The organism is Paenibacillus lutrae, from assembly GCF_009757775.1.
GTDB classification, from domain to species: Bacteria; Bacillota; Bacilli; order Paenibacillales; family NBRC-103111; genus Paenibacillus_F; species Paenibacillus_F lutrae.
On the sequence record NZ_RHLK01000001.1, the window covers coordinates 98,450 to 111,191 of the forward strand.

The 12,742-nt window shown below is 50.0% G+C and carries 10 protein-coding genes, 6 pseudogenes and 1 riboswitch; of the genes and pseudogenes, 13 read left to right on the plus strand and 3 right to left on the minus strand.

Annotated features, from left to right (window positions below):
• Positions 1-33: 33 nt before the first annotated feature.
• From EDM21_RS00465 to EDM21_RS24790, 11 genes and pseudogenes are all read left to right on the plus strand, one after another.
• Positions 34-358: pseudogene (locus tag EDM21_RS00465) on the plus strand (transposase); the annotation flags it as partial.
• A 236-nt stretch (positions 359-594) separates the two neighbouring features.
• Positions 595-866: pseudogene (locus EDM21_RS25425) on the plus strand (IS5/IS1182 family transposase); the annotation flags it as partial.
• A 118-nt stretch (positions 867-984) separates the two neighbouring features.
• Positions 985-1,200 (plus strand): annotated as a pseudogene (locus EDM21_RS25430) (IS5/IS1182 family transposase); the annotation flags it as partial.
• Positions 1,164-1,841 (plus strand): annotated as a pseudogene (locus tag EDM21_RS00475) (transposase); the annotation flags it as partial. The pseudogenes EDM21_RS25430 and EDM21_RS00475, both read left to right, overlap by 37 nt.
• Positions 1,842-1,916: 75 nt before the next feature.
• Positions 1,917-2,399, plus strand: coding sequence for a thiol-disulfide oxidoreductase DCC family protein (locus EDM21_RS00480; RefSeq protein WP_235917960.1), 483 nt, complete (start codon positions 1,917-1,919; stop codon positions 2,397-2,399).
• Positions 2,374-3,306 carry a DoxX-like family protein gene (locus EDM21_RS00485; RefSeq protein ID WP_157331867.1) on the plus strand — a complete coding sequence of 311 codons (933 nt, stop codon included), beginning with the start codon at positions 2,374-2,376 and terminating at the stop codon, positions 3,304-3,306. The genes EDM21_RS00480 and EDM21_RS00485 overlap by 26 nt, the downstream gene beginning before the upstream one ends.
• On the plus strand, positions 3,303-3,980 hold the full coding sequence (locus EDM21_RS00490) for a DUF4166 domain-containing protein (RefSeq protein WP_166541754.1): 678 nt from the start codon (positions 3,303-3,305) through the stop codon (positions 3,978-3,980). The genes EDM21_RS00485 and EDM21_RS00490 overlap by 4 nt, the downstream gene beginning before the upstream one ends.
• Positions 3,981-4,053: 73 nt before the next feature.
• Complete coding sequence (locus EDM21_RS00495; RefSeq protein WP_235917961.1) at positions 4,054-4,605, plus strand: RNA polymerase sigma factor; 552 nt, start codon at positions 4,054-4,056, stop codon at positions 4,603-4,605.
• Positions 4,592-5,527, plus strand: coding sequence for a DUF4871 domain-containing protein (locus EDM21_RS00500; RefSeq protein ID WP_157331871.1), 936 nt, complete (start codon positions 4,592-4,594; stop codon positions 5,525-5,527). Before EDM21_RS00495 ends, EDM21_RS00500 begins: the two co-directional genes overlap by 14 nt.
• A gap of 79 nt (positions 5,528-5,606) precedes the next feature.
• Positions 5,607-5,688, plus strand: a riboswitch (ZMP/ZTP riboswitch).
• Positions 5,689-5,751: 63 nt separating this feature from the next.
• A pseudogene (locus tag EDM21_RS24785) lies at positions 5,752-6,588 on the plus strand (bifunctional 5,10-methylenetetrahydrofolate dehydrogenase/5,10-methenyltetrahydrofolate cyclohydrolase); the annotation flags it as partial.
• Between the two features lie 51 nt (positions 6,589-6,639).
• A pseudogene (locus EDM21_RS24790) lies at positions 6,640-7,230 on the plus strand (cyclodeaminase/cyclohydrolase family protein); the annotation flags it as partial.
• A gap of 293 nt (positions 7,231-7,523) precedes the next feature.
• Here EDM21_RS24790 and serS read toward each other — a convergent pair.
• The 3 genes from serS to EDM21_RS24510 form a co-directional block, all read right to left on the minus strand.
• Positions 7,524-8,837 (minus strand): serine--tRNA ligase, encoded by a 1,314-nt coding sequence (serS, locus tag EDM21_RS00510; protein ID WP_157331875.1) that lies wholly within the window; start codon positions 8,835-8,837, stop codon positions 7,524-7,526.
• A 306-nt stretch (positions 8,838-9,143) separates the two neighbouring features.
• Positions 9,144-9,545, minus strand: coding sequence for a hypothetical protein (locus EDM21_RS00515; RefSeq protein ID WP_157331877.1), 402 nt, complete (start codon positions 9,543-9,545; stop codon positions 9,144-9,146).
• A 157-nt stretch (positions 9,546-9,702) separates the two neighbouring features.
• Entirely contained in the window at positions 9,703-9,858 is a 156-nt protein-coding gene (locus EDM21_RS24510; protein ID WP_166541755.1) for a hypothetical protein, read from the minus strand.
• 267 nt (positions 9,859-10,125) lie between these two features.
• Here EDM21_RS24510 and EDM21_RS00520 point away from each other — a divergent pair, with 267 nt between their 5' ends.
• Together EDM21_RS00520 and EDM21_RS00525 are read left to right on the plus strand one after the other, a co-directional pair.
• Positions 10,126-10,986 (plus strand): undecaprenyl-diphosphate phosphatase, encoded by an 861-nt coding sequence (locus EDM21_RS00520; protein ID WP_157331879.1) that lies wholly within the window; start codon positions 10,126-10,128, stop codon positions 10,984-10,986.
• Positions 10,987-11,166: 180 nt separating this feature from the next.
• Positions 11,167-12,585, plus strand: coding sequence for an erythromycin esterase family protein (locus EDM21_RS00525; RefSeq protein WP_201280736.1), 1,419 nt, complete (start codon positions 11,167-11,169; stop codon positions 12,583-12,585).
• Positions 12,586-12,742 lie beyond the last annotated feature (157 nt).

Genomic DNA, 12,742 nt, shown 5'->3' on the forward strand with positions numbered 1-12,742 from the left:
AACGAAGGTCGCTTTCAAGTTTCCGTTCATTCCTTGGACGAGTTAGTCCCTAAGCATCATTTAGTACGTAAAATCGAGAATGCCATCGACTTCTCTTTCATCTACGATCTGGTTCGAGACAAATATAGCGCCGAAATGGGACGACCTAGCATTGACCCTGTCGTCCTCATCAAAANACCGGTGGTTTCTAGGCTACGACTTTACGCAGCCCATTCCTCACTTTACGACCTTCGGGAAAAACTATACGCGGCGGTTTCGGGACACGGATGTTTTCGAGTCGATCTTTGCCCGAATCCTCGAAGAGGCTGTCCAGCATGGTTTTGTTGAACCGGACGTTCTCTTCGTTGACGCTACGCATGTGAAGGCCAGTGCGAATAAGAACAAGTATGTAAAGGTACTCATTCAGGAACAAAGCAAAACATACCAGGAGCAACTAGAGAAAGAAATCAACGAAGACCGTGCCAAGCACGGAAAGAAGCCACTNATGTGAAGGCCAGTGCGAATAAGAACAAGTATGTAAAGGTACTCATTCAGGAACAAAGCAAAACATACCAGGAGCAACTAGAGAAAGAAATCAACGAAGACCGTGCCAAGCACGGAAAGAAGCCACTCGTAAAAAAGCCTGAGCCCGCTCAAAAAGAGGTCAAAGTGAGCACGAGCGATCCGGAGAGCGGGCTGTTTGTAAAGGGCGAAAAAGAGCGGGTATTTGCCTACACCTTTCATACGGCTTGTGACCGCAATGGCTTTGTNTGCTCATGGATGACGGCATTCGCCCGGTTATGCCGTACACGCGTCCACAAACGAAGGATGGTTTCTTTAAGAAATACGAATATGTGTACGACGAGCACTACGACGCTTACATTTGCCCCAGCAACGAATTTTTAACGTACGAATTGACGAACCGGGACGGCTACCAGGTGTACCGTTCTAACCCGGAGCGATGCANNNNACGACGAGCACTACGACGCTTACATTTGCCCCAGCAACGAATTTTTAACGTACGAATTGACGAACCGGGACGGCTACCAGGTGTACCGTTCTAACCCGGAGCGATGCAAGTCTTGTTCTTTCTTGAAACAATGTACGGAAAGCAAGGACTTTAAGAAGCGAGTGAGCCGTCATATCTGGGCGGATTACCTTGAAGAAGCAGAGCATCTNTCGGAAAACCGGAAGCCGTGGCGGTCGACGCCGGTTACAAGACGCCGTACATCAGCAAGCTGCTCATGGATGACGGCATTCGCCCGGTTATGCCGTACACGCGTCCACAAACGAAGGATGGTTTCTTTAAGAAATACGAATATGTGTACGACGAGCACTACGACGCTTACATTTGCCCCAGCAACGAGTTTTTAACGTACGAATTGACGAACCGGGACGGCTACCAGATGTACCGTTCTAACCCGGAGCGATGCAGGTCTTGTTCTTTCTTGAACCAATGTACGGAAAGCAAGGACTTTAAGAAGCGAGTGAGCCGTCATATCTGGGCGGATTATCTTGAAGAAGCAGAGCATCTGCGCCATACAGAACGGAACAAGCGGATCTATTCCAAGCGCAAAGAAACGATTGAACGCGTATTTGCAGACATGAAAGAAAAGCATGGCATGCGATGGACCACCTTACGAGGACTGCGGAAGGTATCCATGCAGGCGATGCTCGTTTTCGCGTGTATGAACCTCAAAAAACTAGCCACCTGGCTTTGGAGAACCGGTGGCTCAAAACAGAAACTTACTGCATTTTTGAGTTTTTTATTTCTCCAAACAAGACAAACTCCTGAGTTCCATTCGGAACAAAGGAGTTTGTCTGCAATCTGGGGTACTACAAATCGTAGTACCTTTTTTTGATGCGTTCTATAAAAGTTGGATCTGATGCGGGGAGGGGGTGCCGGTTTACAATGGCAAAGAGAGGAGGGGATAGCGATGAAGCAATCATCTCTGACGAAACAAATGATAAACCCTGCCCCCATTGTTCTGCTGATTGACGGCCCATGCAATTTATGTCAAGCCATATCACGGTTTGTTATCCGGCGGGATCCGGGTATGCGATTCCGCTTCGCTTCCATCCAATCCGCAGCCGGGCAAGAGCTTCTGGCCAGATTCGGCTTGTCCCAGAATGATCTGGATACCTTCGTGATGGTGATGGATGGCAGTTTCTATATCAAATCCGATGCGGCTCTGCGCGTATTCAAGGAGCTTGGAGGAATGTGGCCTCTGCTATACGGCGGTATTATATTCCCGCTGTTTCTGCGCGACAAAGTCTATGATGTGATAGCCAAAGGACGGTACCGCTGGTTCGGGAGAAGTGAGGTCTGTATGCTCTTGACCGCAGAACATAAGCAACGATTTCTGGAAGATGATTCGGGGGAGGCTACCGGTTATGAAAAGAAGACCGATTTATGTTGAACTAACAATCGGTACCGATCTGGAAACGATCTGGAAGCATACCCAGACGCCGGAGCTGCATCAACAGTGGGATCTCCGATTCTCGGAGATCACTTATCTGCCCAGAAGGAGCGCGGAAGATCCGCAGGAATTCCTGTACCGGACAAGGATCGGATTCGGGCTCGACATCTCGGGCACAGGAGCCGCAAGGAGCTTGATCCGCCCTGCGTCCAGCGAGCGGATCTCGACCTTGAAATTCGGCTCCGGTCAGCACCTGTCCCTGATCCGCGAAGGCAGCGGATACTGGAAGTATACGGAGACAGAAGGCGGAGTCATCTTTCTGACGCAGTATGGCTACCAGACGCGCTTCGGGGCCGCAGGCCGCTGGTTCGATGCGCTGCTCTTCCGTCCGCTGTTCGGGTATGCAACAGCGTGGAGTTTTGACCTGCTGCGTATCTGGCTGGAGCAGCGCATACCGCCCGCCGTCACGATCCAGCGGGCGGTACTCCACTACTTCAGCGTGCTTATGCTCGCGCTGCTGTGGGGGTGGCAGGGCCTGGTTCCCAAGCTGCTGTATCCGCAAGGCGGGGAACTTGCCCTGCTGCAGGCGACAGGCTGGCTCGCCGGATTCGAGCGGCCTGCGCTGGCACTGCTCGGCGCAGCGCAGATCGCGGCCGGCGGGCTGGCGCTCTGGCTGCACCGGCGCAGATGGGCGTACACGGCCCAGATCGCGGCGCTTGTCCTGCTTGCGGCTGCGGCGCTCATTCACAGCCCGGCGCTGCTGCAAGCTCCCTTCGGACCTGCGGCTCTGAGCGGGTCGATGATTGGCTTCTGTCTGCTGGCCGGCTGGTCCGTACAGGGAATCCCGCAGGCGGGGCGCTGCAAGCGCAGACCCCATCATTCTGCGAAGGAGTGTGATGAAACGTGACGTCCATCTATGAGCTGGCGTTAGGCCCTGCTTTTAAGAGCCTGCATCCGCGCATTCAGGAGCGCTTCGGGTTCTGCAGCTCCGACCGGACAGCCTCTATCGGTCAAGGAGTCATGGAGCGGATCTGGTTCAGCAAGTGGACCGCTCTCCCGCTGCTTCTGGGCACAACCCGCCATATCATGTTTCCGCAGGGAGGCACAGGCATTCCTTTTACGATAGAGAATTACGCTTATCAGGACAGCTATGGACGGGAAACCGTAACCTGGATACGTAAATTTAAATTTCCGGATGCGATCCGGTATTTCGACGCTACCATGATCTACAGTTCGCAGCGGCAGGGGATTGTAGATTATCTCGGTAACAAGCAGCATCTGGCGGTCGATTTGGAGATAACTGCAGCTTCTAACAGGGGGATTCGTATCCGCTCCGGCGATCAGCGCTTCTACGAAGGCTGGCTCGGCTTCAGGTTCCCCCGGATATTAACGGGTACGGCGGATGTATGCGAATGGTATGATGAGGACATAGAGCAATACCGTATTTCGGTAGAGGTCACGAACCCGATTCTGGGGACCGTTTTTCAATACGAAGGCAACTTTCAGGCGCATTTTATCGAAACGCAGCCTTCCTTCATTCCACTGGATGTGAAACCGCTCCGGGAAGAAAAACGGGAATAAGTACGTGTAACGGGAACCATTTCCGTTTTGAATGGTCTTATTGGTAGAGGTGATACTTTTGGAGCGGCATTACTTGCATGATTTAGCCCCTGGTTACGACCGCGATCAGGTTTTGGCTGATCTTATGACCGAATACGGGGAGGACGTCTGGAACTTTGCTTATTTTCTCACGCGCAAATCTCATGCCGCAGACGATATTTCCCAGGAAGTCTTTCTGGTCGTTTACAACCGTTTATATACATTCCGGGGCGAATCTACCGTCAAAAGCTGGCTGCTCAGCATAACAAGGAACAAATCACTGAATTATTTGAAAACCGCCTTCATTCGTAAAGTGATTCTTGTTGATGTTCTGACAAACCGGACGGAATCATCACCCTCGCCGGAAGCCGTCGTATTCGACCGTATGGCCACGAAGGAACTGTGGGATTGTGTGATGCGGCTACCGCTCAAATTCCGTGAAGTCATTCTGCTTCATTATCATTACGGACTGCCGAATAAAGAGATCGTTCTGCTGCTACAGATTTCTGAAGGAACGGTTAAGTCGCGTATGTACCGGGCCAAGAACAAATTGAGTGCCATGCTGACCGCGCAGCAGGAGGAGGGGAAGTACCATGAAGGACTCTGAACATCTGAAACTGTCTTGGGAGAACAAGCTGAGAGAGCGGCCTTTCAGGGACTCTCATTTTACAGAGGCCATCCGAAGCAAGGTGATGCAGCGGACGAAGCTTCGGAAGAACAAGCTGCGCTATGCGGGGGCAGCCGTCACCTTGGCGGGTTGTCTGCTTGCAGCGGGGCTTTATACCTCTTGGGACTATCTTAACAAGGACTCCTTCGGGATCGGCATAGTGAACCAGGAGGACCTGCGTGTCCGTCATTCGTATGCCAGGGAAGGAGTGGAGCTGCTTAATGTTTATCCGGACCCTTACTTGGAAGCAGGCCGCAGGATGGGGTACATGTTTAGCTTTACGGAACCATTTACGGCCTTTAAAGGGAAGAGCCTTGCGATTACGGCTGTACATCCGATAAGCGGCACCAGGCTGGTGGTGTCTCCTGCGCAGGAAGTCACACATCCGAGCTCAGGGTATGAAGGCCTGGAGAGATATACAACCTCGTTTGGACTGCCATTTGGGGGGATTTGGCGTTACGAGATTGAACTGGACGGACAAACTTATGCGGACGTAGTTCTTTCGGTTAGTGAACCTTCGTGGGAGATAAGTCCTGTGTTTCCTTATGAGATGTATACTTTAAGAGGGAAGAAAGGCGAGCTGGGTTTTATTGACGCTCCATTTATTGCAGGCCGGTCACAGAAGTATATGTGGCACTTGTGGAATAAAGGGGAAGCAATCGGGAATTTTCAAGTAAAAGCGGTAAAACAGGGAGAAACGAAGATCTACGACATTTTTACGACCGATTCTCCAGGAGAAGCTTCAAGTGACAGGGTTCACCGCATACCATCCCTGATGAAGCTTCCCGAGCCGGGTGTATGGCGCCTGCTTCCTTATGCCGACGGACAAATGGTGGACAGCATTGTGGTCGAGGTGAAATAAAAGAGGAGAAACGGATTGAGAAACGGATTCTTGAAAAGTGATTAGAAAGAATGATGCTCCTGTGATAAACTATACAGGAATAACCTTATGTAACTGGCGTAACGTGGGGGATACCACGAGGGAGCATAAGGGGGATAGAGCCGTACGCCTGGGCAAAAGTAGTTAATGGTTCATGCCATTAAGTACTTTTTTTGTTTTTTATAAGACAAATGGAGGGATTGGAAATGGGTATCGAACTTAAATCCAGGGAACTTGCCAATGGCGTGTCGGCAGCGATTATCGAAGAAGTAAATCAATTGAAAGCACAAGGGATCACCCCGAATATCACGACTATTCTGGTCAAAGGAGATCCGGCTTCCGAATACTATGCCAAAGCCAAAGAAAAGCTAGCGCTTAAGCTGGGCGTACACTTTACACTGCTTACGTTTGATGAAGAGGTGGCAGAGGAGAAACTGCTTGAAACAATCCGGCAGCTCAACGAAGATCCTGCCGTTCACGGAATCATGCTGGAACTTCCCGTTCCGAAGCACATTCGTGTCCAGAAATTGTCGGATGCGATATCTCCTCTCAAAGATGTGGATGGGATTTCCTCGGCTAACAAGCTGGCCTGCATGACAGGAGAGAAAGGATTATATCCGGCAACTCCGCAGTCCTGTATCCGGATTCTCAAACATTATGGATACGGGCTTCAGGGCAAGCATGTGGTTCTGGTAGGCCGGGGGGAGACGGTGGGCCGTCCTCTCATGCAGCTTCTTCTCCGGGAGAATGCAACGGTCACGGTCTGTCATTCGTATACGGACAATTTGAGCGATCACCTGGCTGGGGCGGACATTGCGATTACAGCCGCAGGCAGAGCGGGACTCATTGAACCATCTATGGTGCATCCGGGTCTCGTTGTAGTCGATGCGGGTATTAATGAGACAGACACAGGTATCACAGGAGACGTGAGTCCGGATACGATGGAAGCGGTTCAGGCGATGACACCCGTACCGGGTGGTGTGGGTACGCTAACGACGGTGCTGCTCTTCGAGAATTTAATTCATGCCATTAAATATCAACAGGAGCAGGATGCCGGGGAAAAAGTGAGCTTTGACCTGCCGATCCGGAGCTTCTTATCCAAATCGGCTTCAGGATCTCCGACGCCCGGGGGCGGAAGCATTGCGGCGCTCTCGGCGGCCATGGGCGCTTCTATGGGTTCAATGGTTGCTAACCTGACACAAGGTTCCAAGTTCCAGGACGTAAAGGAGCAGATGGTGCAGCTTGTTGAAAAGATGCAGGCGGGAATCCGTGACTCCGAACAGCTCATGCAGCAGGATATCGGTTCTTTTCAATCGTATATGGATGCACTGGGTCTGCCGAAAGGAACCTCCGAAGAGAAGGAGGTTCGTTCCGAAGCGCTTCAGCAGGCTGCTCTTAACAGCGCAGAGGTGCCTTTCCGGCTGATGCAGCGCTGTGTGGAAATGATGAAGGTTCTGGAGGCTATTACGGACAAAGCGAATCCGAATGTCATCTCCGATCTCGGTATCGCGATTCTTTCTCTGGAAGCAGCCGCGCAATCCGCCTGGCTGACCGTGGAAATTAATTTGAGCAGCCTCAAAAATGAGGAGCGGAGAAAAGCCTATCAGCACAGCGGAGAGCAGCTTATTCAGTCCTCGGAAGCAATCAAAAGCAGAGTGATGCAGCGTGTCCGGGAGTTACTTTAACCGGAGCAGCAGCGGGGGCGGGTGCCGGGTGCCGGGTGCCAGATGCCAGATGCCAGATGCCAGATGCCAGATTAAGCGAAATGCTCGTTTATATGCCGTATGACTCTGCATTAGGGTTGTCTATCTTGTACGGCGCCAAAGAATGATGAAGGAGCCTGCTCAATGGGTGAGCGGGCTCCTTTGTTTGTGATTTTAGCAGCATCGCTTCCGGTAATCTTCCGAATTCACCGATGATTCGAATAGCCGGTAATCGGCCGCCTTTTGTGTGAGGTCATTCTTTACAGATCAGCGGGTTAATCCCGCGGGTGTGCTGAACCATTAATCAGCTGAGGCGGAACCAGGAATTCTCTGCCTTCCATATAAGGCTGAAGGGCCTCCGGAATCCGGATCGAGCCATCTTCCTGCTGATGGTTCTCCAGCACCGGGATCAGGATCCGGGGCGAAGCGACCGCGGTATTGTTCAAGGTATAACAATACCGCAGCTTGCCGCTCTCATCCCGGTAACGGATATTCGAGCGGCGCGCCTGGAAATCATGCAGGCTCGACGAGGAATGCGTCTCGCCGTAAGCCTGGCGGCTCGGCATCCATGTCTCGATGTCGAACTGCTTGTAGGTCTTCTGCGACATGTCGCCGGTGCATACCGCCATGACCTGGTAGGGCAATTCGAGCAGCTGCAGCAGTTCTTCGGCATTGGCCGTTATCTCCTGCAGCAGCTGATCGGAGAGGGCCGGGTCCGCTTCGCACAGCACAACCTGCTCGACCTTGGCGAACTGATGGACACGGTACAAGCCGTGAACATCTTTGCCGGCCGAGCCTACTTCGCTGCGGAAGCAGGTCGAAGCGGCCGCAAGCTTCACCGGCTCGCGAAGATCAATGATCTCATTGCTGTAGTACGCAATGAGAGGAACTTCCGACGTACCGGCGAGCCAATTGTCGGAACCGGCAAGCCGGTACGTCTGATCCTGCCCGAGCGGGAAGTAAGCGGTATGGTACATCGCGTCCGTCCGGACCATCAGCGGAACTTCGAGCAAGGTGTAGCTTTTGCTCACCAGCAGGTCAAGCGCAAGCTGCTGAACGGCCCGATGCAGGAGGACACCGGCTCCCTTCAGGTAATAATTGCGCGATCCCGCCGTCTTCACTCCGCGCGGGATATCCATCAGATCATGGAGCTTGCCGAGCTCCACGTGATCTTGCAGCGGGAAATCAGCCTCGCGGGGTTGCCCGATTTGCCGGAGAAGCACATTGTCCGCGTCCGAGCGGCCATAAGGAGTATCCGGCGATACAGCATTCGGGACGAGCAGCATTAGCTGCTCCAGCTCTTGCTGCGCCTCAGCGAGCTCACGATCGATTTTGGCCAGCTTCTCATTAATTTCTCTTACATGCCGCTTGATCTGCCGTGCCCCTTCTGAATCACTTTGCGCGACCAGCTGGCCGATTGCTTTGGACCGGGTGTTGCGCTCCTGTCTTAACTGCTCCGCATCCTGCTGCAGATTCTTCCTGCGGTCATCGACTGCAAGGAGATGATCCAGGGAAAGGGTAATTCCCTTCCAGTCTGCGATCTTTTGAACCGCATTCTTGTTCTGACGAATCCATTTCATGTCCAGCATCCCGCCGCACTCCTTTTCGCATAAAATACAAAAAAGCGCCCTCGTCCGTTTGGGACGAGGAGCGCTGTGCTCGCGGTGCCACCCAACTTGACCAGCCAGCTGAGCTGACTAATCCTCTTTGGTTCCGCGGTAACGGGCGGGTCCGGTTAACTTAGGGAAGGGGATCTTCCCTTGGCGAGAACGCCTCCGAGTTGGATTCTCTTCACAGGCATAATGGATATCGATTTAATTTGTTAGTAGTATAGCTCATCATGAACTTATCTTGCAAGCCTCGTGATGAAAAAGTTTGACGTAGGGCCGTCCGCTCTACTTTTGCAGCCCCCGTTCTTTCCATACCTCAATTAGCTGTTTGGCGCTTTCACCTGTCGTTTTATACTGGAATTCTCCATCTAAAAACGTAGTGAATGTATCTAAGTAGAATACTTCAAGTTCAGTTGTTTGACCATTTTTTTCTGTGATAATAAGCTCATCGGAGCTTCCAATTGCACTGCTGGTACCCTCGGTAATTTTTTTAGCCTCTTTAACGGCTTTAACGAATAAGGCAATCCGTTTTTCTGATAGTTCAACTGCACCATCATTTGTTCCGGTTTCTTGGGCCGTCACTTTATTAATTTCAGAGGGATTGAAAGTATAAGTTTCTTTACAGCCAGCTAAAGTCAAAAGGCAGATAGAGAGTAAGACTAGACGTGTTAAATGCTTGAGAAACATACATGATCCCCCTTCTATAAAATTAATTTAAAACAAGAAAAAATCTCGGGTTATCGTATGATTTGTATCTTTTATTATTGGTATCTACTTACCAATCTCTTTACAGCCACAAAAAAAGCACCCTACCTGATTCAATCAGATAGGGTGCCCTGATATACTAATTGACTGAAGTTCGGCTTGTGCTCGCAGGAGTCGATCTGGATTGAGTGGCGAAGTTCTGAAATTGACCTATCAGTTTATCGCGTGCATCCTTATTTCTCATCAGATAAGCGGCTCCCAAACCTACGGCTGTAAACATCATTTTTTTATTCATTGAATTTACCTCCCTGTATTTTCAAGATGCTTTCTTATGTTATATATACCCCGTGTGCCCGATAAATAAACGTTTGTATCCATGAGTCCTCGGAGGATGCCCTTTCGTCTACTTACAGGGGGGTGAACATTTTTTTCTTTTTTCCTATGGAGTAGGTATAATGTGTAAGGGACAAACTGCGCCTGAATTTTGAAAGAGGATGGAGGCAGACGTGATTTGTAAGAACAGACAGAAGTAACAGTACTGAGGAAAAGGAGATTTTAGTGCATGGATTTTGTAACTATCTTAAAAGCGATTATTCTTGGAATTGTGGAGGGGTTAACGGAATTCGCTCCCGTGTCCTCAACCGGACATATGGTTATCGTCGATGATATGTGGCTCCAGTCCGAACAATTTCTTACTAAGTATGTAGCGAACACCTTTAAGGTCGTGATTCAGCTTGGATCGATCCTGGCCGTCGTCATTATTTTTAAAAACCGTTTCATAGATTTACTGGGCTTGGGACGATTCCGTAAGGCCAAAACAGTTGCAGGAGCAGCTCAGGACCAAGTTCCGGCAGAAGGCCGTTTAAAGCTTGCGCAAGTCATTGTCGGCTTAATTCCGGCTGCTGTACTCGGTCTGCTTTTCGAGGATTACATTGATGATCATCTATTCTCCACAGCAACGGTGCTGATCGGGCTCGTAATCGGTGCGATCTTCATGATTATTGCCGATAAGGCAGCTCCCAAACAGCCTAAGGTACAATCGGTTGACCAAATTACATACAAACAAGCTTTGTCCATCGGATTGATTCAATGTCTGTCTTTATGGCCGGGCTTCTCCCGTTCGGGTTCGACGATTTCCGGGGGCGTTATACTTGGAATGAGTCACCGCGCTGCCGCTGATTTTACGTTTATTATGGCGGTTCCGATTATGTTCGGTGCGAGCCTGCTTTCCTTAATCAAGAACTGGCAGTATTTCACGCTGGATGCCCTTCCTTTCTTTATTGCAGGTTTTATCAGTGCGTTTGTGTTCGCCTTAATTTCGATGAAATTTTTCCTGAAAATGATTAACCGCATTAAATTAGTTCCTTTTGCGATTTATCGTATTGTGCTAGCCGCAGTCGTTTACGTTGTTTTCTTCTTGTAATATTCAAAGAGCCGCCAAAGAGCCTCGTTTCTATTAGAAACGGGGTTTTTTACGTGATTGGTACGTATGCGCAGTAAATTTAAACCAATTTTAAACAAAATGGATCTTGTTCTTAACTTAAATCCACTAACATATAGAGGTGTTCAGAAAGAAAGTACAATTTATTAGGGGGTCCTGCCATTGTCTGTTATCCAACGTTCCGCTGCCAAAATCCTCGCGGTTACATTAGCTGCCAGCTGTTTATTCCCGGCTTTGGGCCATGCTGCCGTTGTCGGTGCAAAGGAAGACCCGGCGCCAATCGTGAGTTCCGTTGAAAAATTCAACAAGAACTGGTCCAAGTGGATCATGCAACATGCGTATTCGTTAACTTCGATTCAGCCGGAGAAGATGGTGAACGGTGCCATCCCCAGCAGTAAATTCCAAGATTTAACCTTCCTTAAACCTCTTTTGCTGGATAAAAAGCTTGTGTATCTCGGTGAAAATACGCATGGCGCAGCGGAGTACAATTTGTCCAAAACAAGGCTGATCCAATACCTGCACCAGGAGCTTGGTTATGAAGTTCTTGCATTCGAGTCAGGTATGGGTGACGCAGCAGCCGCTTACGCCAGTGCCAAGAAGATAACCCCGGAGCAGCTTATGAAGAACTCGATATTCGGAGTATGGTGGACACAGGAAACCTTGCCGTTATTCGCTTACATCCAAGAAAGCCTGAGTACGGATAGGCCGCTTATTCTGGCCGGATTCGATATGCAGATTCAATCGCCGTATTCGGCTTTCATGAAGGAATGGATTTCGGGCAAAGATAGTAAGCGGGCGGAGGCTTTTGTGAAAGCGGATCAGGAACTGGGGGAGTGGGGCTTAGGGACAGATGAGAAGGGCTATGCGAAAGCTAAACCGGAACTGCTTAAGACCTATGAAGAAATGAAAGTATTCCTCACCCGGAATGCCGAATCACTTCAAGCCGCATACCCGGACAATCCCTATCTGCTGAAGATTGCGGAGCGTGTCATGGATAACCGGATCCAAGTGGTTAATCAATATACAGAGGCAAGCATACGGAGTAACATTAGTTTAGAGAAGCAAGATTTGGAGCCATTCCTGGAGACAATGCGCCAGCGGGATAAGATGATGGCGGACAATTTGACCTGGCTGTCTGAGAAGCTGTATCCGGACAAGAAAATAATTGTCTGGGGCCACAATGTTCATATTCGCAAGAATAATGCCAAAATCATGAATTCCCCTTATTCAGGCTTGAAACTTATGGGAGACCTTATGCCGGAGCGTTTGAAAAAGCAGAGTTACGTAATCGGGCTGTATATGTATCAAGGCAAGGCTGCTAACAATGTGGGGGATGCCTATGAAGTTGTGAAGCCTGAAGCGGGCAGTCTCGAACACATCCTCCATGAATCCGGGCATGCTTATACGTTCGTCGATATGAAATACCGGAAGGACCGCCCGGGCACCTCCTGGATGTATCTTCCTCGAGTATCGCTGGACTGGGGGATAATGCCGGAAAGTTTCATCCCTCGCCAGCAGTATGACGGGCTTCTACTGATTGACACGGTCAAACCGCCCGCTTATATACGAATCAGCAAGTAATAGACGGGGTGTTAGAAAGGCGTCTGATATACTCGGACGTCTTTTTGTTTGGCTGTGTTAATTCTTAATGTTGTTTTATCCCGCAAAAAACCTACCCTTTGAAATGACGGTTAACTAAACGATCATTTCCGGTTAATGGTACTGAAACCCGAAGCAT